The sequence below is a fragment of the Paenibacillus sp. DMB5 genome (assembly GCF_001517085.1).
Taxonomy (GTDB): domain Bacteria; phylum Bacillota; class Bacilli; order Paenibacillales; family Paenibacillaceae; genus Paenibacillus_AQ.
The window spans coordinates 73,268-96,318 of sequence record NZ_LRAC01000128.1; the positions used below are offsets into that span (position 1 = coordinate 73,268).

Genomic DNA, 23,051 nt, shown 5'->3' on the forward strand with positions numbered 1-23,051 from the left:
ATTGAGGCAGCATAAACGCCGGGTAGGATTCCGCGCGATCGCCTACTTGTTTACTTTTGTGGTTATACTCTATGTTACTGTTTTTATGAATACTCCTTATATTGTGTATCAGCCGGGGAGAGCCTCCGAGGTGGCACCGATGATCAAGGTGGAGAATGCAGACAAGGATGAAAAGGGCACCTTCATGATGACCACGGTATCAGCAAGCTATGCGAATGTGGCGCTGCTTATCGCGTCAGTCTTTAATTCCAACAGTGAGGTTGTGCTGAAGGAGACGCGGCTTGGAAACAAAACAGAGCAGGAATACGCGGCGGAGCAGGTATATTATATGAACAGCTCGCAGTCTTTCGCCGTACAGGCCGCTTATCATGCGGCGGGTATCCCTTATGAGGACGTAGTGGATTACCTGTATGTGTTCTCTGTGCCGGGTACGGGTAATCCTGGTCAGTTCCGTCCGGGAGACCGGATAGTCAGCGTAGAAGGTCAGCATATCCCTGATCCTCAGGCCCTGTCTGCGCTGCTGTCATCCAGAACAATTGGAGACCGGGTTGAGGCCGTGCTGCAGCGGGACGGGAAGGAAATTACAGAGCAGGTAACACTGGTTGAGGTAATTGATGCGGATACCGGAAAAGGAAAACCGGGATTAGGCGTAGTGATCGGAGCTGTCCAGAAGGTGAAGCCCAAGGTTGCGGGCAAATCGGTCAGCTTCACGGATACCGATGTCGGCGGACCGTCAGCAGGGCTTATGTTCACTATGGAAATCTATAACCAGCTTACTCCGGGCGATTTGACCGGAGGGCACAGAATTGCCGGGACGGGGACTATAAATGCTGAAGGCACCGTGGGAGCCATCGGCGGGGTCAAGCATAAAATTGTTGCTGCCGACCGCGAGCACGCAGAGGTGTTCTTCGTGCCGGTCAAGAACTTTGACGAGGCCAAAGCGAAGGCAGACGAAATAGGCACCTCGATGAAGCTGGTGCCTGTTGCTACGCTGGACGAGGCGCTTGATTATATGGAGAAGCTGCCGGCTACATTATCACCGGCGGCTTGAGATAGTCAGCGTACAGATCAGCCCGTTGGGGCTCATTGAATGCTCCGGCGTAGGCAGCAGCGGCCCGGAGGTCACGGTCTAATCCGGGATGGGTGAACTGCGCAGGTGAGAGAACAACCGGCCAGGCTGCCGTCCGCTTCATTTTCTTGAGCAGTTTGCGCCCGCTCTCGCGGAAGCCTAACACGCGGATGTATCCGGGTCCGCCAGCTAATGCGGACGGGGCCAGTTCGGCTTTGCTGTGATTCAATAAGGCATGAACAAGCAGGCGCTGCAGGCGGGTATGCGTGTAGCGCTTGCTTTTTAGCGCTTCCAGCAGCCCGCTGACTGTAAATTGATCCAGCTGCGGCATTACCTTGAGCAGCCGGTTCTCCAGCCCTTCATTCATATCCTGAAGCTCCCGCAGCTCTTCAGCGGTCCGGGTAATGAGGACGTGGCGCAGCTGGCTGCGGAAGTCCTCCAGACTTACCGGGCCTCTGCCTGCCGCATGTTCCCTCTCCAGGATGGACATGCTATATTCCGGCAGGTATGCCGCCGGAGACCCCCCTTCCAGCAGCAGCCGGCGGATCGCCGTTGCGCTGGCAATGGACGACCCGCGCTGCAGCGGGTCGTGGAACCCTGCGCCGGTGCGCGGCACGGTGAAGGGCCTGATCGCGCTGCCAAGCCGGCGCAGCGCGATCAGGTAGTGCAGGCCGAGGCTGTTGTTGGCTGCGCAGCAGCGCCTCGGCCTCTAGAGGACTCCCGTGCCCGGCGGGAGTCCCGGACCAGACGGCCGCGCAGCAGCCCTGAGGCGGCCGGGAAGCTCGCTCCGAGCGCCAGGCGGCGGCGGAGCTCTTCCTGCAGCTCGCTGCTCTCATCGGCCAGGAACTCAGCCAGCCCGAGCAGCCCGCTTAAACTGCCTGCTTCGGAGCCGAAGCACAGGCTGTCCACGACTCCGGTCGCTTCCAGCAGTGAAACTGCTCCGAAGGCGAACCACTCGGCCGGCTGCAGGGCATAGCCGACCGGCAGCTCAAGCACGAGGTCGGCGCCCATGTGCAGCGCCATCTCAGTGCGGGCCTGCTTGCTCACCGCCGCCGGCTCGCCGCGCTGGGTGAACGGCCCGCTCATCACGACGATGGACGTGTCCGCGCCGGTCAGTCTTTTGGCCTCGTTAAAATGATGGACATGGCCGTTATGTAATGGATTATATTCAGCGATTATGCCGACTGTGGTCACTGGTCGTGTCACTCCAAATCGTATTTGATATATTGGGTTAATAGTTATATCATAAGTTGTCCCGGTTATCGAAACAATATAAAGGAAAATGGTTGACAAACTTCGGTAATTCTAGGTATAATAATTTTTGTTTGTTTGGAGTGATGAATATGAAGATTCACTTTCGCAAATTGGCAAATGCCGACGAGCCACTGCACCTCCATGAGACACTGGATGTCAGCGAGCTTGTCAAAGGGCGGAAGGATATACTTTCTGTTGCACCGCTTACAGTGAACCTTAAAGCGCTGCCCGCGGGAACCGATAGTGTGAACGTGGTGGGAACATTGGAAGGGAATGTGGACATGTTATGTGCACGTTGCCTCAGCGAGGTTAACAGCAAATTGAACATTCCTTTTGCTGAGACTTTCAAATGGCTTAAGCAGCCGCTTCTTCCTGAAGACGAAGATGACGAACTCATCTACGTTGAGGACGAGATTGTGGATCTTGTTCCTTACGCGGAAGAAAACTTCGTACTGCACTTACCGGATTCGGTATTGTGCAAGGCAGACTGTCTTGGTCTTTGTCAGACATGTGGACAAAATTTGAACGAAGGCACCTGCAGTTGCGACAACACAGTAGTCGATCCCCGGCTTGCTGCGTTGAAAGGATTCTTTACCAAGCAAGATGACTAAGAACAAATCCCGGGTTATAACGGGTCAACAACAAATTCAGGAGGTTGATAATCATGGCAGTACCACAACGCAGAACGTCCAAGACTCGCCGCGACAAACGTCGCACCCACTTCAAACTGGTAGTACCAGGTATGGTGAAATGTGAACAATGCGGAGAGCTGAAACTGGCTCACCACGTATGCAAAGTTTGCGGAACTTACAAAGCTAGAGAAATCATCAAACAATAGTTTGTGATAAGAGATAGCACTTCATCTTAGGGTGGGGTGCTATTTTTTTATGGGCCGAAGTATTTTAGGCTTGCTGCGTGGCAGGTGTCGGGGACTTGAGCCTAAGGGAGTGCATTTGAGTCCGTCTGCTAATGACACTTAAGAATTCATCGGATTCTCGTCATTTTATTTCACTTTTTTGCCTGACTTCAAAGAATTGGTTGTAAGTTAGCCCGATTACATAACATCCTAACGGGAAAATAGACTTGCCGGGAGCCCGGCTCAGAGCTGGACCGTCCCGGCAAAGGATGCCTTGTGAATGTAACTTTCTTGTCAATGCTTTATTTTTGGCGGCTTATGCTTTATACTACATATTAGTACCTGGTTCTAAAATGATATTTTAACCATAACGTAAGTGATGACAGCGGCCTTTTCCGCGGCCGGATGCTTGTTTCAGATATAAGAATACTAAAGGCGTAACGCCATAAATCATCCTTATATTGCAGGCTGTTATAGGCAAACCGTCCGCTTCCGGATGGTTGAGCTGTTTTATGCCTGAGCATGTGCCAGGAGGTGAGCCGCCATAGAGCGGATGTCCAAGAAAGAGCGCCAGCAGAAGCTGCTTCAGATCATCGACGGCAATCCGTTTGTGACAGACAGGGAGCTGACCCGGCAGCTCAAGGTGAGCATCCAGACCATCCGGCTGGACAGGCTTGAGCTGGGAATACCGGAGCTGCGCGAACGGATGAAGCAGATGGCAGAGCACTCCTATGATCAGGTGCGTTCACTGCCGCCTGATGAAGTGGTCGGTGACATTGTTGATCTGCAGCTGGACAAGAGCGGAATATCCATCTTTGAGATCCGTGAAGAGCATGTTTTCTCCAGAAACGGGATCGCCCGCGGCCATTATGTGTTTGGTCAGGCGAATTCGCTGGCAGTGGCTGTGATCAATGATGAGATTGCACTGACGGCTTCCGCCGATATCCGGTTTGTGCGGATGGTGCGGCTCGGAGAGAAATGTATTGCCAAAGCGCAGGTGCGTTCACTTGCCGGCCGGGGCGGCAAGGCTGAAGTGGACGTGTTTACGTATGTCGGGGAAGAGCTTGTGTTTCAGGGTCATTTCGTAGTGTACCGCTCTGCAGTTGAAGAATACAGCGAAGGGGGAAACCGCAATGCTGATCGCCATTGATGCCATGGGCGGAGATAATGCACCCGAATGTAATGTGGAAGGTGCTTTGTCAGCGGCCGCAGAATGGAGCGATACCCAGCTGGTGCTGGTCGGCGACCAAGCCAGACTTGAACCGCTGCTGAAGAATAAGCCTTCGAACGTGACAGTGCGTCATGCGGGGGAAGTAATCGGTTCCGATGAGGAGCCTGTAAAGGCGGTCCGCCGCAAAAAGGATTCATCCATGGTCGTAGCGGGAAGGATGGTGCGCGAGGGTGAAGCCGATGCCATGATTTCTTCCGGGAATACCGGAGCGCTGATGACTACCGGGCTGCTGGTTGTGGGAAGAATGGACGGTATAGAACGCCCTGCACTGGCCCCGATGATTCCGACACTTGATGATGTCGGCGTACTGGCGCTGGATCTTGGAGCCAATATGGACGCCAAACCGCAGCATCTGGCACAATATGCACTAATGGGCAGTATATACCGCAGCAAGGTGCATGGGATTGCGCGGCCCCGGGTCGGCCTCCTGAATGTGGGGACGGAGCCGGGTAAAGGCAATGAGCTGACCAAAGAAGCCTATCCGCTGCTTGAAGCACTGCCGGGCATTCATTTTGTCGGCAATGTAGAAGCGCGCGATGTGCTCACAGGCGCATGTGACGTGCTTGTCTGCGACGGCTTTGCCGGAAACATTCTGCTCAAGACACTGGAGGGAACGGCCGGAGCGATGTTTTCCCTCCTCAAGGAGCAGTTCAGCAAATCCCTCAAAACTAAGCTCGGCGCAGCGATTCTGATGCCTGAGCTGAGAAGTCTCAAAGGCAAAATGGATTATAAGGAGCATGGTGGTGCCCCGCTGCTGGGCCTTAGCGGCCTGGTTGTAAAGGGCCACGGCTCTTCGGACGGCAATGCGGTGAAGAATGCGGTCAGACAGGCGCGGATTGCGCTGCAGGCGGGCCTTGTGTCCGGCATATCGAAGGAAATTAGTGGGAAGTGAGTGACGAGATGAATCAGTTGCGTTCGGTAGGGATAATCGGGACAGGAAAATATGTGCCTGAGCAAATATTGACTAATAGTGATCTTGAGAAGATAGTCGAAACCAATGATGAATGGATTGTCAGCCGCACAGGCATCCGGGAACGGCATATTGCGGCACCGCATGAGGCGACCTCGGATCTTGCGTATGAAGCTGCGCTCAAAGCGCTGGAATCTGCAGGGATGAAGGCAGAAGATCTGGAGCTTATTATTGTTGCTACCATTACTCCGGACACATCATTCCCATCCACAGCCTGCATACTGCAGGATAAGCTGGGAGCTAAGGGAGCAGCCGCATTTGACTTGTCTGCAGCCTGCTCAGGCTTTGTCTACAGCCTTGCTACAGCTACAAACTTTATTAAGACCGGCATGTATAACAATGCACTGGTTATCGGTGCCGACACTCTTTCACGCATTACTGATTATACCGACCGCAACACCTGCGTCCTGTTCGGCGATGGTGCGGGTGCGGTGATTCTCGGTGAGGTTCCGGAAGGACGCGGATTCCAGTCATTCGACCTTGGAGCGGAGGGTGCAGGCGGCAGCCTGCTGAAGCTTGAAGCAGGGGGCTCGCGCCTGCCGGCATCTGCCCAGACTATTGAAGACAAGAAGCACTTCATATATATGAACGGCCGTGAAGTGTTCAAGTTCGCCGTACGTGTAATGGGTACAGCCACAGAACGCGTTCTGTCCAAGGCAGGACTCGGCAAGGAAAATATTGATCTCTTTGTACCGCACCAGGCGAACATCCGGATCATTCAGTCTGCGATGCAGCGTCTGGATCTGCCGGAAGAGAAGGTGGTCGTCAATGTTGACCGTTATGCCAACACTTCCGCAGCTTCGATTCCGCTTGCGCTGGTAGAGGCGGCAGAGGAAGGCCGGATGAAGGAAGGCGATACCGTACTGATGGTTGGCTTCGGCGGCGGACTTACGTGGGGAGCTTCCGTATTAATCTGGTAAACGAATAATGGACCCCGCACCAGCCGCTGGATAGCGGCGGGACAGTGCACGGGTTATGTGAAGGAGTCTGTACAATGGGTAAAATTGCATTTGTCTTTCCCGGGCAGGGTGCGCAGGCAGTCGGGATGGGTAAGGATGTATATGACGCACTGCCGCAGAGCCGTGCCGTATTTGATAAAGGCGACGAGGTGCTCGGATTTTCCTTGAGCCGGCTTGTATTTGAGGGGCCGGACAGCGACCTGAAACAGACTGTAAATACGCAGCCTGCTCTTGTTACAACAAGTGTAGCGTACCTTGAAGCGCTTGCCGGCAAGGGACTGAAGCCGGATTATGTTGCCGGACACAGCCTTGGCGAGTACAGCGCACTGGTTGCCGCCGGCGTGCTTTCCTACGAGGATGCTGTGCAGCTTGTACGGCTGCGCGGTCGTTTCATGGAAGAAGCGGTGCCGGGCGGACAAGGGGCAATGGCTGCAGTACTGGGGGCAGAACGCGAGGCGCTTGCGGGGCTGTGCCGCAGTATTTCCGAGGAAGGCAATACTGTAGAGCTTGCTAATGTGAACTGTCCGGGGCAGATCGTCGTTTCCGGCTCTCAGGCGGGCGTTAGCGCTGTTGTAGAACGGGTTAAGGAAGCCGGCGGCAAACGGGCGATTCCGCTTGAAGTCAGCGGACCGTTCCATTCCTCCATGATGAAGGAGGCTGCTGAGCGTCTGGCTGCCGAGCTGCAGCGCGTAACCTTTAATGCTCCTGCAGTTCCAGTCGTAGTTAATGTAACGGCCTCACCCGTAACCGATCCCGAAGAGATCCGTGAGCTGCTTGTGCGTCAGGTATACTCACCGGTTCTCTGGCAGGACAGCGTGGAATGGCTGATTGCTAATGGTGTGGACACCTTTGTAGAGATCGGCTCCGGCAGCGTGCTGGCCGGCCTGATCCGCAAAATCGACAAAGCGGTTAAGGTAATAGGCATTAACAGCCTGGAAAGTGTGCAGGCTGAACTGTAACTGCCAGAATTTAAACAGGGCACTTGGAAAGGGGAATATAGAATGTTCTCAGCATTAAAAGGCCAGACGGCCCTGGTCACCGGCGGCTCCCGCGGAATCGGGCGCAGCATTGCGCTGGCGCTGGCGGAGCATGGCGTGAAGGTGGCCGTGAACTATTCCGGAAGCGAGGCTGCAGCGCAGGAGACTGTAGCGCGTATTGCCGAGCTGGGCTCTGAGGGCATCGCGCTCAAGGGGAACGTAGGAAGCAGCGAACAGGCGGAGAACCTTGTTAAAGAGGTTATCAACACCTGGGGCAGAATCGACATTCTGGTTAACAACGCCGGTATTACCCGGGACAATCTGATTATGCGCATGAAGGAAGAAGAATTCGATCAGGTCATCGAAACCAATCTCAAAGGTGTGTTTAACTGCCTGAAGGCCGTTACACGTCCGATGATGAAGCAGCGCTACGGCCGGATCATCAATATTTCCTCCGTCGTGGGCGTAACAGGAAATCCCGGCCAGGTCAACTATACCGCTGCCAAGGCAGGCGTAATCGGTATGACCAAATCGGCGGCGCGGGAGCTGGCTTCCCGCGGAATTACCGTGAATTGCATCGCTCCGGGGTTCATTGATACCGACATGACCCGTGAGCTGTCCGATGAAGTCCGCAGCGAGCTGGTGAAGGGGATTCCCCTTGCCCAGCTTGGGCGGCCGGAGGACATTGCTAACACGGCTGTATTTTTAGCCTCGCAGGGGGCAGCTTATATGACAGGCCAGACACTTCATGTGGACGGCGGTATGTACATGTAAGCCTGAAGAAAGCTTGGAACAGCTATGGAGGGAACGGGAAGAGGCGGCCGGAAAGCGTTTTTTATGCTCTATGGTATTTTGACTTCATATCTCGTATAATACCAAAAGAGGAGGTGAACCGGATGTCCGATGTATTGGAGCGTGTAAAACGCATTGTCATCGACCGCTTGGGTGCCGATGAAGCGGAGGTAACATTAGAAGCGTCTTTCAAAGATGATTTGGGTGCTGATTCTCTTGATGTAGTAGAATTGGTTATGGAATTGGAAGATGAATTCGACATGGAAATCTCTGATGAAGATGCAGAGAAGATTACGACCGTGGGTGAAGTTGTGAAGTACATACAATCTCATACCTAGAGTCATATGATTGAGGGTCCCGCCCCCCTGGGGACGGGACTTCTCCTCATTTTACACATCATTTGCAAGTCCAAGGATGCCGAGAGCACCTTTATCCGAGGAAAATTACAGAACCGCAGGCAGGACATGCTATTGCGGGGATTGCAGTTTATATAGAGATTTCAGAGAGCAGTGCTTCGTTAGAAATGAAGTATACAGCCTACAGATGGGGTGATTGCGTTTGAGTCATAGAGTGGTTGTTACCGGTATGGGCGTTATAACGTCCCTGGGCAAGGATCTGGATACGTTCTGGGATAGCCTGATGAACGGCAAGTCCGGAGTATCAACGGTGGATTCATTTGATGTAAGTGACTACACCACCAAGATTGCAGCTTCTGTTAAGGATTTTGATGCGGAGGAGCGTTTCGGCCGCAAGGAAGCACGCAAGATGGACCGTTTTGTGCAGTTTGCAGTAGCAGCCGGTGAGGATGCGCTGAGAGACAGCGGACTTAAGATCGGTGAAGATATTGATGCAGAGCGGATCGGCGTATCCGTCGGCTCCGGCATCGGCGGACTGGGAACATGGGAAGACAATCACAACCTGCTGCTCGAAAAAGGGCCCAAGCGTGTGAGTCCGTTCTTTATCCCGATGATGATTGCCAATATGGGTTCCGGACAGCTGTCGATTAACCTCGGCGCCAAAGGTCCTAATACAACAACCGTTACCGCCTGTGCGACAGGAAGCCATTCCATCGGTGAATCGTTCCGGCTGATCCAGCGCGGGGATGCGGATGCGATGATCTGTGGCGGTTCCGAAGCGACAATCCGTCCGACAGGTATGGCCGGCTTCTGTGCAATGAGAGCAATGTCCACCCGTAACGACGAGCCTGAGAAGGCAAGCCGCCCGTTTGATGTAGACCGCGACGGCTTTGTAATGGGTGAAGGCGCCGGCATTCTGATTCTTGAATCGCTGGAGCATGCCGAGAAGCGCGGGGCGAAGATCTATGCCGAAGTTATCGGCTACGGCCTGAGCGCTGATGCCCACCACATGACTGACCCGGATCCTGACGGTGCAGCGCGCTGCATGAAGATGGCTATCCGTGACGCCGGAATTAATCCGGAGGATATCGATTATATCAACGCGCACGGAACATCCACACCTGCCGGCGACAAGTCCGAAACGACAGCCGTGAAGAAGGCGCTTGGAGACCATGCGTACAAGGTTGCAATCAGCTCGACCAAGTCGATGACCGGGCATCTGCTGGGTGCGGCAGGCGGCGTCGAAGCGATCATCTGCGGTCTTTCCCTGCAGAAGAATATGATTGCACCAACGATCAACCTGGACAACCAGGACCCGGAATGTGACCTGGATTATGTTCCGAACGTTCCTAGGGAAGCTGATCTTAACATTGTTATGTCCAACTCGTTCGGATTCGGGGGACATAACGCTACCGTTATTCTCAAAAAATACAAACAGTAAGGGGAGAACAGTGCAGTGAAAGGAGACCTGAAGCAGTTACAAAGCCAACTTCAAATCCAATTTCACGATCCTGTACTTCTGAAGCAGGCCTTTACCCATGCATCCTATGTGAACGAACACCGTTTCAACCAGCATCAGGACAATGAGCGTCTGGAGTTTCTGGGCGATGCCGTGCTGGAGCTTACGGTTTCCGAATATTTGTACAACCTGCTGCCGGACAGGCCTGAGGGAGAATTGACCAAGCTGAGAGCCGCAATTGTCTGCGAGCCTTCTCTGGTCAAATTTGCCGAGAGCCTGGGCTTCGGCCGGTTTGTACTGCTGGGCAAAGGGGAAGAACTTACGGGCGGACGTACCCGCGGCCTTGCTGGCCGATGTGTTTGAATCCTTCGTGGGAGCGCTTTATCTCGATCAGGGCCTGGAGACAGTGCGCCGTTTTCTGGATAATCATGTATTCCCGCTGGTGGAGACGGACGGCAAGCTGCAAATGCAGATGAGCGATTTCAAGACAGAGCTTCAGGAGCTGATACAGCATCACGGTTTAGGTACGCTGGAATATCGGATTATTGAAGAGCGTGGACCGGCGCATGAGCGTGAATTTGTTTCTGAGGTGTATATGGCCAGCCAGTCACTCGGCAGAGGCAATGGCCGTTCCAAGAAAGAAGCAGAACAGCAGGCTGCGGCAGCTGCGCTTTTGCGGCTGAAGGAAGACGGTGCTTGAAGCTATAGTTGCAATCGTACAAGATAAGGCTACCCCAAGCAATTAGCGGAGGAGAGCAGCAATGGTCTGAATGCCGGCTTCCAGGCGGAGGTCAGACCTTTGCTGCTCTTTTTCGTTTTATGGTACAGCATCCAGTGCAGGCCCCACTTTGTGGGGTTATTTCAGAAACGCTATGTTATAATAGGTCAGAGGTGATAGGCGAGTTATGTTTTTGAAACGGATCGAATTGGCTGGCTTTAAATCTTTTGCCGACAAAACCGAAATGGAGTTTGTACGCGGCATCACCGCTGTAGTAGGGCCAAACGGCAGCGGCAAAAGCAATATATCCGACGGGATCCGCTGGGTGCTTGGTGAACAGAGCGCGAAATCACTGCGCGGCGGCAAGATGGAGGATATTATCTTTGCCGGCAGCGATGCCCGCAAAGCGGTGAACTATGGCGAGGTTTCGCTGACCCTGGACAATGAGGATCATGTGCTGCCGCTGGATTTCAGCGAGGTAACAGTGACCCGGAGAGTGCACCGCAGCGGTGAAAGTGAATATCTGATCAATAAACAATCGTGCCGGCTGAAAGATATTACAGAGCTGTTTATGGATACCGGTATCGGGCGTGAAGCGTATTCCATTATCGGCCAGGGCCGGATTGAAGAAATTCTCAGTACCCGTTCCGAGGACCGGCGCGGGATTTTTGAAGAGGCATCAGGGATTGTTAAATATAAATCGCGTAAAAAAGACGCCGGACGCAAGCTGGATGAGACGGAGCAGAACCTGCTGCGGATTCATGATCTGCTCAGTGAGCTGGAGGACCAGATTGGTCCGCTGAAGGAGCAGTCCGAGAAGGCGATCCGGTATAAGGAGCTGCGGGAAGCGCTCAAACAGCAGGAAATATCGGTCTATGTTCATCAGATCGAAGGAATTCATACTGCCTGGAAGGAAGGCAATGCACGGCTTGAGGTACTGAATAAGGAACAGCTGGAGCTGTCTACCATTGTATCTGCGCATGATGCCAAGCTGGAAAGCGGACGGGCTGAGCTGCGGACATTAGAGGAGCAGGTAGAGAAGCTGCAGGAGCAGCTGCTCCGTTACAGTGAAGCTTATGAAAAGAGCGAAGGCTATGGCGAAGTGCTCAAGGAGCGTAAAAAGAACCTGGAAGCCAACCGTGAGCAGCTGCTGTCCACGCTCGGTTCCGTAGGTGAGCGTTCGGCAGACCGGCAGCGTGAGCTGGCTGAGCTGGAGCTGAAGCTGCAGCAGGCCCGTCAGGCGCTGGAGGACCTCCGGAGACAGATTGCCGAGGAAGAGAGCAGGCTGGAAGGCGTCGCCGGCGGCATCAGCCAAAGCAAGGAAGAGCAGCTCAAAAGCGCATTGCTTGAACTGATGAACCTGATGGCCCAGGCACGCAACGAGATCCGCTATGCGGATCAGCAGAAAGAAAGCCTGGAGCGGCGGATGAGCCGGAGCCGGGAAGAAAGCGGTAAATGGAGTGCACGTCTCGAGGAGCTGTCCCTTTCCCAAAAGACGCTGAAGGACAAAATTGCGCAGCTGGGCAATGAGATCTCCAAGCTGCGCAACAGCTATATTACCGAGAGCGAGCAGACCAACAAACGGCATAAGCTGATTGAAGAAACCCAGTCAGGTCTGCGCAAATGGGAGCAGAAGCGTGAAGCACAGGTGTCCAGGCATGAGACGATGAAGGAAATGCAGGACGACTACGACGGCTTCATGCTGGGCGTCAAGGAAGTGCTGAAGGGGGCCCGCAAAGGCCAGCTTAGCGGTGTTCACGGCGCTGTGGCGGAACTCATTTCCGTACCGGAGCGGCTGGAAATGGCAGTGGAAACTGCACTGGGTGCTTCGGTGCAGCATGTGGTTATGGAGAATGAAGCAGTGTCGCGCCAGGCAATAGCCTTCCTGAAGCAGCGTCAGCTGGGACGGGCCACCTTCCTTCCGCTGGATGTCATCCGGCCGCGCCAGATTACCGGCAGTGACCGCAGCATGATCGAAGGGGCGGATGGCTTTGTCGGCATCGGTGCCGAGCTGGTTGGCTTTGAGGAGAAATACAGCAGCATCGTAGGAAGCCTGCTGGGCAACGTAGTCATCGCTGAGAATCTGGAGCAGGCCAATAAGATTGCTGCCAGATGCCAGTACCGCTACCGGGTTGTAACGCTTGAAGGGGATGTCGTAAATGCCGGCGGTTCGATGACCGGGGGCAGCCAGCACAAGAAGAACAACAGCCTGCTGAGCCGCAAACGGCAGATGGATCAGTTATTCGAAGAGATTGAAGAGAGCGAGCGTCAGATCGCCAAGCTGAAGCAGGGCATCGGCCGGCTGAAGGATGAGCAGGAGAGTGCTTCACGCAAGCTGGAGCAGCTTCGCCATGACGGGGATGAGAAACGTCTGGAGGAGCAGCGTGTTGCCGGAGATCTGAAGCAGCTTGAGCAGGAGCTGCGCCACGTGCAGGAGCAGGTGGATGGAGCAGGTGCGGAGCGCAGCGGCTTTGAAGCTGAAGTGAAGGCGCTGGAGGAAAGCCGGGCACAGGCGGTAGCTGAGCTGGCCCGGCTGGAACAGGAAGAGCAGGCAGCCCATGAGGCGATCCGCAGTGCCGAGTCGGAACGCAAAGCGAGCGAATCGGTCAAGGAGGAGCTGCAGAGCAAACTGACCGGCATGAAGGTAACGGAAGGCAAGCTGGATCAGGAGATTTTTTCACTGGAAGAGCAGCTGCGCCGGATGCGCCAGGATGCCGGATCACAAGACAAAGAGCTGCGTCAGAGCCGCAGCCTCCTCATTACGATGGAGCAGGATCTGGAAGAGAACGTCCGCGAATCAGTCAAGCAGCAGGAGAACCTGAACAGCTACCGGCTGAAGCGGGATGAAAGCGCGGCAGCGCTTGATCTTGCCCGGGCAGACCGCGCTGCCCTGACACGCAGGCTTGAGCTGGCCGAAGGGGAAACCAAAGACCAGCGCCAGGCACTTCGCGCTGTTGAGGACAAGCTTCGTACAACCGAGGTGTCCGTCGGACGGCTTGATGTGGAGCTGGACAATATTTTGCGCAAGCTTAGTGAGGATTACGAGCTGAGCTATGAGCTGGCCAAACAGCGCTATCCGGTTCCGGAGGATGTTCCGGCAGCCCAAATGGAAGTTCAGCGGCTGAAACGCAGCATCTCCGCACTTGGTGAAGTCAGCCTGGGTGCCATTGAGGAATATCAGCGTGTGCATGAACGTTATACCTTCCTGAGCAGCCAGAAGGATGACCTGGTTGAAGCTAAAACAACCCTGTACCATGTCATACATGAGATGGAAGAAGAAATGTCCAAACGCTTCAAACAGACCTTTGATGCCATCCGCCGTGAATTCGGGACGGTGTTCTCGAAGCTGTTCGGCGGCGGCCGGGCCGATCTGCAGCTGCTTGATCCGGAGAATATGCTGGAGACAGGCATCGATATCGTTGCGCAGCCGCCGGGCAAAAAGCTGCAGAATCTGCAGCTGCTCTCCGGCGGGGAACGTGCTCTGACGGCCATGGCGCTGCTGTTTGCCATCCTGCAGGTGAAGCCTGTGCCGTTCTGCGTACTGGATGAGGTTGAGGCCGCGCTGGATGAAGCCAACGTTGTCCGGTTTGCCCAATACCTGCGCGAATTCTCGGAGCAGACCCAATTTATCGTCGTTACCCACCGCAAGGGCACGATGGAGGAAGCGGATGTGCTGTACGGCGTCACCATGGAGGAAGGCGGCGTATCCAAGCTCGTCTCCGTGAAGCTGGAGGATGAGGAAGCGATAATCGCATAGTATAGATTTTAACTTATAGGGGGACCATAATGAGCTTTTTCAAGAAACTAAAAGAAACCATTTCCGGCAAAACGGAAAGTGTAACCAAAAGCTTCCGCGACGGGCTGGAAAAAACGCGTAAAGGCTTCGTTGAAAAGGTCTCTGACCTGATTATCCGCCGCAAAAAGATCGATGAGGAATTCTATGAGGAGCTGGAAGAAATCCTGATCGGTGCTGACGTAGGCGTTAACACAGTCATGACGCTGGTCGAGGAGCTGCGCGCTGAAGTAAAGCAGAAGCGTATTGAGGACGCTTCGGAGCTGCAGCCGATTCTCTCCCGCAAGCTGATGGAGCTGCTGCGCGGCGATGATGACAACAGCCTGAAGGAGAACCCGGACGGCATAACCGTTATTCTGTTTGTCGGCGTCAACGGGGTCGGGAAGACTACGACAATCGGCAAGCTGGCTCACCGCTACAAGCAGGAAGGCAAAAAGGTTCTCCTTGCTGCAGGAGATACCTTCCGTGCCGGAGCGATCGAGCAGCTTGAGGTCTGGGGTCAGCGGGCCGGAGTGGACGTAATCAAGCAGCAGGCCGGCTCTGATCCTGCAGCGGTGATGTTCGATGCCGTACAGGCAGCGAAGCAGCGGAATGTGGATGTGCTGATCTGTGATACAGCAGGCCGACTGCAGAATAAGACCAACCTGATGGAAGAGCTGAATAAGATCTTCCGGGTCATTCAGCGTGAGATTCCAAGTGCGCCGCACGAAGTGCTGATGGTGCTTGATGCAACGACCGGGCAGAACGCGCTTAGCCAGGCCAAGCTGTTCGGTGAAAAAAGCGGTGTTACCGGACTTGTACTGACCAAGCTGGACGGTACAGCCAAGGGCGGTATCGTTGTGGCGATCCGCCAGGAAATGAATCTGCCGGTGAAGCTGGTCGGCCTCGGTGAAAAGATGGAGGATCTGCAGACCTTTGATTCCAGCCAGTTCGTCCATGCCCTGTTTGCCGGAATGATCAGCGAGGAAGCGGCTGAGTCCGGAGAAGAGCAGGAATAAGAATTTAGTAGATTTTGATCTGACAAAATCGGAAAGAACCCGTTTACCGGCAGAGGCTGGAGAACGGGTTCTTTTTTACGGACACTATATCTAAATAACAACATATGAAAAATTCATAATAGTACTGCTTGTCAGCGCTCCCGCATACAATTCATTGTATCCTTAACGTTACAGCACCGGGAAAATACACTCATGAGAAAGGAAGCGATTCCATTTATGCGGAATGGTTCATAAACTCCATTTTGCTGTTATATATATTGACATCAAGAATATCATTTACGTATTATGAGAGTAGAATCAAAGTTTTTCGTGATTAAATCTATAAATTTTAAATTTATTGTAAACAAACTTAACACATCTGAATATCCGAAAGGAGTCGGGCTCATGTCCAAATTAGATCCTTTGCCCGGTATTTCTCCGTATCCGCTGGAGCATTTTTACGATGAAATGTACGCTGATGAACGGAGTATCCGGCCTCATTACAGACATGTGAGCCGCATGTTTTCCGGGATGAGCCCCGAAGAGCTGCATGCCAAGCAGAAACTGATGCAGCGCAGGATGATGGAAGAAGGAATTACCTTTACACTGTATAATCCGGCCCAGGATCAGCCGATGGAGCGGACGATTCCCTTCGATATGATTCCGCGGATTATCCCGAAGGGAGAATGGGAGCGGCTGGAGGCCGGGATCATCCAGCGGATTACCGCACTGAACTTATTCATTCATGACATCTACCATGAACAATACATCGTAAAAGACGGGATCGTACCGCGGCGCATGATCATCAGCAATGTCTATTTCCGGCCGGAGATGTCCGGGCTCAGGGTGCCCGGCGGAGCTTACGTGACTACTTCAGGTATCGACCTGATCCGCCATCATGACGGGGAATATTATGTGCTGGAAGATAATCTGCGTACTCCCTCCGGTTTTTCGTACCTGTTCAAAGGCAGGTCACTGATGAACCAGCTGTTCCCTGAACTGGCCTTTGCCAGCCGGGTCCGGGATGTGGATCACAGCCTCAACCGGTTTCTTTCTGTACTGCGCAGCCTGTCTCCGTCCAGAACGAAAGATCCTGTTATAGCCCTGCTGACCCCCGGGCAATACAATTCTGCTTATTATGAACATGCTTTTCTGGCGCAGCAAATGGGCATTCATCTGGTTGAAGGACGGGATCTGGTAGCCCAGGACCATAAAATTTATTTGCGGGAAATGAACAGCCTGCGCAGGGTCGATGTGCTGTACCGCCGCCTGGACGATGATTATATTGATCCGCTCGCGTTTCAGCCGAATTCGCTGCTCGGAGTAGCCGGTCTGATGAATGCTTACCGGGCCGGCAATATCGCAATCGCTAATGCTCCCGGGACCGGAGTGGCTGATGACAAAGCCATGTATGTCTATGTTCCGGATATGATCCGTTATTACCTGAACGAAGAGCCGATCCTGGGCAATGTGCCGACCTATCTGCTGTCACGGCCGCAGGAACGCCAGTATGTGCTGGATCATTTACCGGAAATGGTAGTCAAGGAAACATCCCTCTCCGGCGGCTACGGGATGCTGATCGGTTGCGAAGCGACGAAGGAGGAATTGATGGACTTCAGGCTTAAGATTCTTGCCGACCCGGCCCGTTATATAGCCCAGCCGATCATGTCCCTGTCACGGGCGCCGGTATTATCCGGTGCAGAAATGGTACCGCGCCATATCGACCTGCGCGCATTTGTGCTGATGGGAGCGGACCGCAAGCCGCATGTTATTCCCGGCGGGTTGACCCGGGTAGCCATGAAAGAAAACTCACTGGTCGTAAATTCTTCACAGGGCGGCGGAGTTAAGGATACCTGGGTTATGGCCTGATGCGTAACAAGGCAGCAGGCAGTGGAAAGACAAAGTGCGGCATCAAAATGTTGGAGCGGAGGAGTGGTGACGATGCTGAATCGCAACGCGGAAGCTTTGTTTTGGATCGGACGGTATATTGAACGGGCGGAGAACCATGCACGGCTGATCGATGTCCATTATCATATTCAGCAAGAAGAGGATTTTCAGTCGGAAGGGCATAAATGGTCAAGGCTGATTGATGCATTAGGGGTCAGAAATGAGTATCTTAAGCAGTTTGAGAGCTTTTGCGAGCAGGATGTGCTGTCTTTTATCACACTGGATCTGGGCAATGCCAATTCTTTATTCTCTTGTGTGCACCAGGCGAGGAATAACCTGCGTACACTGCGCCAGCATCTGCCCAGCGAGCTGTGGGACATCGTTAACGGCTTTAATCTCTGGCTCGGGGAGCAGTCCGTAGCGGATATTATGAGCGGTCCGCATCAGTTCTACCAGCAGGTCAAAGAGCGTGCGGCAATGTTTCTCGGCGCGGAGCAGTCCGTAATGCTGCGGGGAAATGAATGGCATTTTATTGAAAGCGGACGGTTTCTGGAACGGGCCGAGAATACAACACGGATTCTGCAGGCCGTTACAGTATCATGCAAATCCAAAGAGAACAGCACCATCTATACCCAGCTGCAGGCTGTGCTGAAATCGGTAAGCGGCTATCAGGCCTTCCGCCGTTATTATGCCGATGATATGTCACCGGAGTGCATTCTGGAATTTCTGATCGTTAATGCACGTTTTCCGCGTTCGGTGCGCTTCTCGTTCCACAAGCTGGAGGAGCATCTGGCCAGACTGGAGCTGGATTCCTCAGAAAAGGGCTCAGGGCATGAGAAGGTGATCCGTCAGGCAGGCAAGATTAAGGCTGAGCTGGATTATATGGAAAAAGAGGAGATGTCAGGCGATCTCGCCCTTGATGTCCTGCATTCCCTGATGATCTCGTGCCAGCGGTTAGGGAAGACGATGGAGGGCGCCTTTTTTCGCCGTGAAGGAGCCCATGTATGAAAATTCAAATCAACCACACAACCACCTATTCATATCCGGAGCCGGTTACGGACAGTGTCAATGAAATCCGGCTGACCCCGCGCACCAATTACCGGCAGTCCTGCTACCATCATGAGGTGGAGGTGACTCCAGCGGCGCATCTTTTAACGTACGAGGATTTTTTCGGCAACCGGGTGCACGCTTATTCAGTGAATAAGCCGCATACAGAGATGGTGATTCATACCAAGGCGACTGTCGTGACACTTGATAAAGCACAGGGTGCCGACCTCCCGCATATCCCGCTCGCAGATCAGGTTAAGCTGCTGAATGACGAAAAGTTCCAGAACCGTTATATTGAATTCATTCTGCCAACCCGTTACACGGAGGTTACGCCGGAGCTGGTGGAGTTCGCGTCCCAGCACCCTTTTGATGAAGCGGATGATATGTATGCCTGGACCAAAAAGCTGTCCTCGACGATCTATGAGCAGTTTACCTACGATCCCGAAGCGACAAGCGTGAATACTACGGTCAAAAAAGCGCTCAAGCTCAAGCGCGGCGTCTGCCAGGATTATGCCCATCTGATGATCGCCGTCTGCCGGAGTGTCGGGCTTCCTTCACGGTATGTCAGCGGATACCATTTTGTCGGTGATCTGCAGGGCGGTAACGCCGATTTCGAGCAGGCCTCCCATGCCTGGGTCGAAACGCATATACCCGGAACGGGCTGGCTTGGCTTTGATCCGACCAATAATGCGGAAGTGAACTGGCGCTACATCAAGCTGGGCCATGGCCGGGATTACAAGGATATTGTACCGGTAAAGGGTGTTTACCGCGGCGGAGCCGGGACACTTAGCGTCAAGGTGGATGTGCGTAAGCTGGACAGCTGAGCGCAAGTAGTGCGGCAGGTACGGAAGACGCTGCTAATGTTAAGCCCCACGTTGTGGGGGCTTTTAAGTTTATACTATCGGGAGAAGGGATGGCTGAAATGAAGGGCAAAAATGCCTTTGATTTCGCCGAACTGGACGAAATGATTAGTAAGTAAAAGGGCATTAAGCCGGCATCGGGCGCCTGCTATGGCACGCTTGCACAAAGTTTGTGCAAAATTTGCACAAGGGTGATTATAATTGAGCCGCAATTGGGTAATCTTGAAACAGAATCACGAATATGGATGATGTGGAAGGAGAGTGTGCATATGAGCCCAAATATAGCTAAAAAACAGCGGTTTATCGGTAAAACAGCCATAATTACAGGTGCGGGCTCCGGGATCGGCAGAGCGGCAGCGATCCAGATGGCGCGCGAAGGCGCCAATGTAGCTCTTTTTGACCTGGTTAACGAACGCACATCGGTGCTGGAGCAGAAGCTGAACAAGCTGCGCAAGGATTGCGCACTGGCCATTGATGTCGATACCTCTGATGCTGAACGGATGGAGGAAGCGGTGCGCAGAACGATTGAGCATTTTGGCAGCCTGGATATTGTTTTTGCCAACGCGGGAATTAACGGTGTGGTCGGGCCGATCGAGGAGCTGAGCCTGACGGATTGGCAGCATACGATCAACGTGAACCTGACCGGAACGTTCCTGACACTCAAATATACGATTCCGCATCTCAAGGAAAAAGGCAAGGGCAGTATTATTATTACAAGCTCCATTAACGGAAATACACGGTTTACGAGCTTTGGCTGGTCACCATACAGCACGACCAAGGCGGGTCAGGTGGCTTTTGCCAAAATGGCTGCGCTGGAGCTGGCCAAATTCAAAATCCGCGTCAACGTTATCTGTCCGGGTGCGATCTCTACCAATATTGATGAATCAACTGAATTCAATGAAGAGGTAGAAGAAATCATCATCCCGATTGAATTCCCGGAAGGAGCCCAGCCGCTGGCTGACGGCCCAGGTAAGCCGGAGAATGTAGCCGATCTGGTCTCTTTCCTCGCTTCCGATGAATCCATTCATATTACCGGGGCGCAGATAGTCATTGATGGTGCAGAGTCACTGTTAAGCTAAGACAGTAAAGCAAGCTGCAAAATATAAGGTTTAAGCTGCAGCCATACTTCGGGAGATATAACCGGGGTAGGGCTGCTTGTGATGCGCAGGGTTGTAAAGTGAGCAGGGTATGGTAAAATCTGTGCATACTATGAATCTGAAGGAGGGTCCTATGAATCAGGAAGTTACTGATTTTATCAATAGTGTAAAACAGCCTTGGCAAATGGAGATCTGTAGCATGCTGCGTCAGCTCGTTCATGATTCTATTCCGGATGTGCAGGAACGTATACAGTACGGCAAGCCGCATTTTCTCAAAAACGGCAAGTATGCTGCGGTGATAACAACTGCGAAGGGATGGGTTACCTTTACTATTTTTAATGCAGCAGGACTTGAAGTGCCGGAAGGTGTGTTCGAGCCCGGAAAGCCGGAACGGTTAACAGCCAAGCTGCTGGAGGGGAAGCCGGTTGATTATAAGCTGTTTGCTGGCCTGCTGAAGCAGGCTTCTGCTGAACTGTAAGTATGCAATAGGAGAGGGGATGGGCCGATGCTGTCATGGCTGGCGGAGCAACGGATTCAGGAGGCAATGAGAAACGGGGAATTTGCAGATTTGCCGGGGCATGGCAAGCCGCTGGAGCTCGAAGATCTGTCAGGCGTTCCCGAAGAGCTGCGGATGTCGTTCAAGATTATGAAAAATGCCGGGATTCTGCCGGAAGAGCTGACTTTGCGGGCGGAATGCGTGACTTTGGAAGAATTATTGGCAGCCTGCCGCAACAGCGGAAATGCTAACTCATCTGAGCAGAGATCCCTTGAATCCAAGCTGTCTTTAAAAAGATTGCGCCTGGAGCAACTGCTGCGTGATCGCGGTCTGGAGAGTAGCAGCATTTTTACAGAGTACGGGGATCGGATCCGTCAGCGGCTGTCAGATCAGGAATAATAGCATTCAGTGCGCACGGTTCACAGGGCTGTGTGCACTTTTTATAGATTAAGGGTCAGAAATAATACGGAGGTGTCAGATGCAGGTCCGTAATTCTACTTATAATATCGGAATTGTAGCTACGCACGGAAAATTCATCGGGTACATAAGCAGGCGGCAAACTTGTTATTATTGATATCGATGACGGTATTTTTTGCGCGGTCAGTCCGGATTGCGTTACCCTGACAGGAGTGATCCGCAAGCTGGCGGCCCATCAGGCTGCCAAGGGAGGAAACCGTTATGTCGGTCGGACGATTCCGCGGCTTTTGGCAGAGTGCGGTTATACGGATGTTGATATGGATGCAATTCAGCATAGTGACCTGCACGGCAGGGAAGGCTTTAGGCGGCAGTTCGACATCAACCGGTATACGGTCTTTTTTTGAAAAAGGGATTATAAATGAAGAGGAATATAATCAGCTTAAACAGGCATGCGAGAATTTGAACAGTTCCCCGGATGCTTACGCGATGATGACCTTTGTTATGGCCTGCGGCAAAAAGCCGGAGGTTTCCTCAGGAACCGCTTGAAATCCCGGACCGTTTCGCCCATGCTATAAGAGGCGTCTGGTAATTCAACCAGAGTGCACATAAGACAGACAAAGTTATGGAGATACAGAATGAAACAGCTTCCGATTATGCAGGTGCTTCCTGACCTGAAGAAAATACTATCCGTCAGCACAGCTGCAGTACTTATCGCTGAACCCGGTGCAGGGAAGACGACGGGAACGCCGCCGGCTTTTCTGGATGAGCCGTGGATGGCGGGCAAAACGATATTAATGCTGGAGCCGAGAAGACTGGCTGCCCGTTCAGCAGCTGTATATATGGCAGCTTGCCTTGGAGAACAAGTAGGACAGACTGTGGGTTACCGGATGCGGATGGACAGCAAAGTAAGCAGACATACCCGTATAACAGTTGTTACCGAAGGCGTCCTGACACGGATGCTGCAAAGTGATCCCTCGCTTGGTGATGTGGGACTTGTCATATTTGACGAGTTCCATGAACGGAGCCTTCACGCTGATCTGGGCCTGGCGCTGGCGCTTGAGGCGCAGTCTGTGCTGCGCGAAGATCTGCGGATTCTCATCATGTCGGCTACCCTGGATGCTGAGCGGGTATCTGCTCTGCTCGGCGGAGCAGCCATCGTCGATTGTCCCGGACGGACGTTCCCGGTGGAGACAATCTATGCACCCGCCGGTAATGACGCAACGCTTGAACAATCTGCAGCTTCCGCAGTACGCCGCGCTTTGGCGGAACAGCCGGGCGATGTGCTGGTCTTCCTGCCCGGAGAGCGGGAGATCCGCCGGACTGAGCGCGAGCTTGCCGGCGGCAGCCTTCCTGCGGGCACGATTCTGCGGCCGCTGTACGGCCAGCTTCCGCAGGCCCAGCAGGATGCTGCTGTGGCTGCCGCTGTGCCCGGCCAGCGCAAGGTGGTGCTGGCGACCTCGATCGCCGAGACAAGCCTGACGATTGAAGGGGTACGCACGGTAATTGATACCGGCCTGCGGCGCACCCAGGTGTTTTCGCCGCGCACCGGAATGCCGCGGCTCACAACCGTGCCGGTATCCAAGGCATCGGCGGACCAGCGGCGCGGCCGGGCAGGCCGGACTGCACCCGGAGCCTGCTACAGGCTCTGGAGCAGGGAGGAGCATGCCCGGCTTCCGGAGGACAACGTGCCGGAAATGCTTGAGACCGACCTGGCCCAGCTCGCCCTGGAGCTGGCGCTGTGGGGCGTGCGCGATCCTGCCGCGCTGCCCTGGCTGGACCCGCCGCCCGCTGCGCCTTACGCGCAGGGTACGGCATTCTGCTGCGCCAGCTCGGCGC

General features: G+C 53.7%; 22 protein-coding genes and 1 pseudogene. 21 read left to right on the forward strand and 2 right to left on the reverse strand.

The genetic code is table 11. The features are described 5' to 3' along the window. Position 1: 1 nt before the first annotated feature. Positions 2-1,051 (forward strand): SepM family pheromone-processing serine protease, encoded by a 1,050-nt coding sequence (locus AWJ19_RS18235; RefSeq protein ID WP_068725858.1) that lies wholly within the window; start codon positions 2-4, stop codon positions 1,049-1,051. On the opposite strand, the gene AWJ19_RS37635 is transcribed toward AWJ19_RS18235, so the two are convergent. Continuing rightward, the gene (locus AWJ19_RS37635; RefSeq protein ID WP_347231130.1) at positions 1,029-1,739 is read right to left on the reverse strand and encodes a nucleotidyltransferase family protein; all 711 of its coding nucleotides are present in this window, start codon (positions 1,737-1,739) and stop codon (positions 1,029-1,031) included. The genes AWJ19_RS18235 and AWJ19_RS37635 overlap by 23 nt on opposite strands. Next, positions 1,727-2,263, reverse strand: coding sequence for a nucleotidyltransferase family protein (locus tag AWJ19_RS37640; protein ID WP_347231129.1), 537 nt, complete (start codon positions 2,261-2,263; stop codon positions 1,727-1,729). Before AWJ19_RS37640 ends, AWJ19_RS37635 begins: the two co-directional genes overlap by 13 nt. Positions 2,264-2,412: 149 nt before the next feature. Here AWJ19_RS37640 and AWJ19_RS18245 point away from each other — a divergent pair, with 149 nt between their 5' ends. From AWJ19_RS18245 to hrpB, 20 genes and pseudogenes are all read left to right on the forward strand, one after another. Further along, positions 2,413-2,934 carry a DUF177 domain-containing protein gene (locus AWJ19_RS18245; RefSeq protein ID WP_068725860.1) on the forward strand — a complete coding sequence of 174 codons (522 nt, stop codon included), beginning with the start codon at positions 2,413-2,415 and terminating at the stop codon, positions 2,932-2,934. 53 nt (positions 2,935-2,987) lie between these two features. Then, positions 2,988-3,161: a 50S ribosomal protein L32 gene (gene rpmF, locus AWJ19_RS34190; RefSeq protein WP_019911234.1), complete on the forward strand. Its 174-nt coding sequence runs from the start codon at positions 2,988-2,990 to the stop codon at positions 3,159-3,161. A 571-nt stretch (positions 3,162-3,732) separates the two neighbouring features. Continuing rightward, complete coding sequence (fapR, locus tag AWJ19_RS18250) at positions 3,733-4,329, forward strand: transcription factor FapR (RefSeq protein ID WP_068725862.1); 597 nt, start codon at positions 3,733-3,735, stop codon at positions 4,327-4,329. Then, positions 4,313-5,302 carry a phosphate acyltransferase PlsX gene (gene plsX, locus AWJ19_RS18255; protein ID WP_068725864.1) on the forward strand — a complete coding sequence of 330 codons (990 nt, stop codon included), beginning with the start codon at positions 4,313-4,315 and terminating at the stop codon, positions 5,300-5,302. Before fapR ends, plsX begins: the two co-directional genes overlap by 17 nt. A gap of 8 nt (positions 5,303-5,310) precedes the next feature. Next, complete coding sequence (locus tag AWJ19_RS18260) at positions 5,311-6,300, forward strand: beta-ketoacyl-ACP synthase III (protein ID WP_068725902.1); 990 nt, start codon at positions 5,311-5,313, stop codon at positions 6,298-6,300. A gap of 74 nt (positions 6,301-6,374) precedes the next feature. Beyond that, complete coding sequence (gene fabD / locus AWJ19_RS18265) at positions 6,375-7,298, forward strand: ACP S-malonyltransferase (protein WP_068725866.1); 924 nt, start codon at positions 6,375-6,377, stop codon at positions 7,296-7,298. Between the two features lie 42 nt (positions 7,299-7,340). Next, entirely contained in the window at positions 7,341-8,090 is a 750-nt protein-coding gene (gene fabG / locus AWJ19_RS18270; protein WP_068725868.1) for a 3-oxoacyl-[acyl-carrier-protein] reductase, read from the forward strand. Positions 8,091-8,212: 122 nt separating this feature from the next. Next, entirely contained in the window at positions 8,213-8,446 is a 234-nt protein-coding gene (locus tag AWJ19_RS18275; protein ID WP_019911228.1) for an acyl carrier protein, read from the forward strand. A 220-nt stretch (positions 8,447-8,666) separates the two neighbouring features. Beyond that, on the forward strand, positions 8,667-9,905 hold the full coding sequence (gene fabF / locus AWJ19_RS18280; RefSeq protein ID WP_082707985.1) for a beta-ketoacyl-ACP synthase II: 1,239 nt from the start codon (positions 8,667-8,669) through the stop codon (positions 9,903-9,905). A gap of 15 nt (positions 9,906-9,920) precedes the next feature. Further along, positions 9,921-10,623 (forward strand): annotated as a pseudogene (rnc, locus tag AWJ19_RS18285) (ribonuclease III). A gap of 205 nt (positions 10,624-10,828) precedes the next feature. Beyond that, on the forward strand, positions 10,829-14,398 hold the full coding sequence (gene smc, locus AWJ19_RS18290; protein ID WP_068725872.1) for a chromosome segregation protein SMC: 3,570 nt from the start codon (positions 10,829-10,831) through the stop codon (positions 14,396-14,398). Positions 14,399-14,427: 29 nt separating this feature from the next. Next, the gene (gene ftsY, locus AWJ19_RS18295; protein WP_068725874.1) at positions 14,428-15,432 is read left to right on the forward strand and encodes a signal recognition particle-docking protein FtsY; all 1,005 of its coding nucleotides are present in this window, start codon (positions 14,428-14,430) and stop codon (positions 15,430-15,432) included. Positions 15,433-15,816: 384 nt separating this feature from the next. Beyond that, complete coding sequence (locus AWJ19_RS18300; RefSeq protein ID WP_068725876.1) at positions 15,817-17,280, forward strand: circularly permuted type 2 ATP-grasp protein; 1,464 nt, start codon at positions 15,817-15,819, stop codon at positions 17,278-17,280. Between the two features lie 72 nt (positions 17,281-17,352). Next, complete coding sequence (locus AWJ19_RS18305; RefSeq protein WP_068725878.1) at positions 17,353-18,306, forward strand: alpha-E domain-containing protein; 954 nt, start codon at positions 17,353-17,355, stop codon at positions 18,304-18,306. Further along, positions 18,303-19,169 (forward strand): transglutaminase family protein, encoded by an 867-nt coding sequence (locus AWJ19_RS18310; protein WP_068725879.1) that lies wholly within the window; start codon positions 18,303-18,305, stop codon positions 19,167-19,169. The genes AWJ19_RS18305 and AWJ19_RS18310 overlap by 4 nt, the downstream gene beginning before the upstream one ends. 305 nt (positions 19,170-19,474) lie before the next feature. Further along, positions 19,475-20,284 (forward strand): SDR family NAD(P)-dependent oxidoreductase, encoded by an 810-nt coding sequence (locus AWJ19_RS18315; RefSeq protein WP_068725881.1) that lies wholly within the window; start codon positions 19,475-19,477, stop codon positions 20,282-20,284. Positions 20,285-20,435: 151 nt separating this feature from the next. Further along, positions 20,436-20,780 (forward strand): DUF1801 domain-containing protein, encoded by a 345-nt coding sequence (locus AWJ19_RS18320; RefSeq protein ID WP_068725883.1) that lies wholly within the window; start codon positions 20,436-20,438, stop codon positions 20,778-20,780. A 27-nt stretch (positions 20,781-20,807) separates the two neighbouring features. Next, positions 20,808-21,197: a DnaJ family domain-containing protein gene (locus tag AWJ19_RS18325; RefSeq protein ID WP_068725885.1), complete on the forward strand. Its 390-nt coding sequence runs from the start codon at positions 20,808-20,810 to the stop codon at positions 21,195-21,197. A gap of 279 nt (positions 21,198-21,476) precedes the next feature. Continuing rightward, positions 21,477-21,761: a hypothetical protein gene (locus tag AWJ19_RS35930; RefSeq protein WP_068725887.1), complete on the forward strand. Its 285-nt coding sequence runs from the start codon at positions 21,477-21,479 to the stop codon at positions 21,759-21,761. 89 nt (positions 21,762-21,850) lie between these two features. Continuing rightward, positions 21,851-23,051: ATP-dependent helicase HrpB (hrpB, locus tag AWJ19_RS18335; protein WP_068725888.1), on the forward strand; the 1,201-nt coding region annotated here is incomplete at its 3' end.

What these genes read in the sequence shown, in the direction of transcription:
- smc (WP_068725872.1), top strand. Translation starts at nt 10,829, where the DNA reads ATGTTTTTGAAACGGATCGAATTGGCTGGCTTTAAATCTTTTGCCGAC.
- AWJ19_RS18275 (WP_019911228.1), top strand. Translation starts at nt 8,213, where the DNA reads ATGTCCGATGTATTGGAGCGTGTAAAACGCATTGTCATCGACCGCTTG.
- fabG (WP_068725868.1), top strand. Translation starts at nt 7,341, where the DNA reads ATGTTCTCAGCATTAAAAGGCCAGACGGCCCTGGTCACCGGCGGCTCC.
- rpmF (WP_019911234.1), top strand. Translation starts at nt 2,988, where the DNA reads ATGGCAGTACCACAACGCAGAACGTCCAAGACTCGCCGCGACAAACGT.
- AWJ19_RS35930 (WP_068725887.1), top strand. Translation starts at nt 21,477, where the DNA reads ATGTCGGTCGGACGATTCCGCGGCTTTTGGCAGAGTGCGGTTATACGG.
- AWJ19_RS18320 (WP_068725883.1), top strand. Translation starts at nt 20,436, where the DNA reads ATGAATCAGGAAGTTACTGATTTTATCAATAGTGTAAAACAGCCTTGG.
- plsX (WP_068725864.1), top strand. Translation starts at nt 4,313, where the DNA reads ATGCTGATCGCCATTGATGCCATGGGCGGAGATAATGCACCCGAATGT.
- fapR (WP_068725862.1), top strand. Translation starts at nt 3,733, where the DNA reads ATGTCCAAGAAAGAGCGCCAGCAGAAGCTGCTTCAGATCATCGACGGC.
- AWJ19_RS18325 (WP_068725885.1), top strand. Translation starts at nt 20,808, where the DNA reads ATGCTGTCATGGCTGGCGGAGCAACGGATTCAGGAGGCAATGAGAAAC.
- AWJ19_RS18305 (WP_068725878.1), top strand. Translation starts at nt 17,353, where the DNA reads ATGCTGAATCGCAACGCGGAAGCTTTGTTTTGGATCGGACGGTATATT.
- fabD (WP_068725866.1), top strand. Translation starts at nt 6,375, where the DNA reads ATGGGTAAAATTGCATTTGTCTTTCCCGGGCAGGGTGCGCAGGCAGTC.
- AWJ19_RS18245 (WP_068725860.1), top strand. Translation starts at nt 2,413, where the DNA reads ATGAAGATTCACTTTCGCAAATTGGCAAATGCCGACGAGCCACTGCAC.
- AWJ19_RS18260 (WP_068725902.1), top strand. Translation starts at nt 5,311, where the DNA reads ATGAATCAGTTGCGTTCGGTAGGGATAATCGGGACAGGAAAATATGTG.
- AWJ19_RS18315 (WP_068725881.1), top strand. Translation starts at nt 19,475, where the DNA reads ATGAGCCCAAATATAGCTAAAAAACAGCGGTTTATCGGTAAAACAGCC.
- AWJ19_RS18310 (WP_068725879.1), top strand. Translation starts at nt 18,303, where the DNA reads ATGAAAATTCAAATCAACCACACAACCACCTATTCATATCCGGAGCCG.
- ftsY (WP_068725874.1), top strand. Translation starts at nt 14,428, where the DNA reads ATGAGCTTTTTCAAGAAACTAAAAGAAACCATTTCCGGCAAAACGGAA.
- AWJ19_RS18300 (WP_068725876.1), top strand. Translation starts at nt 15,817, where the DNA reads ATGTCCAAATTAGATCCTTTGCCCGGTATTTCTCCGTATCCGCTGGAG.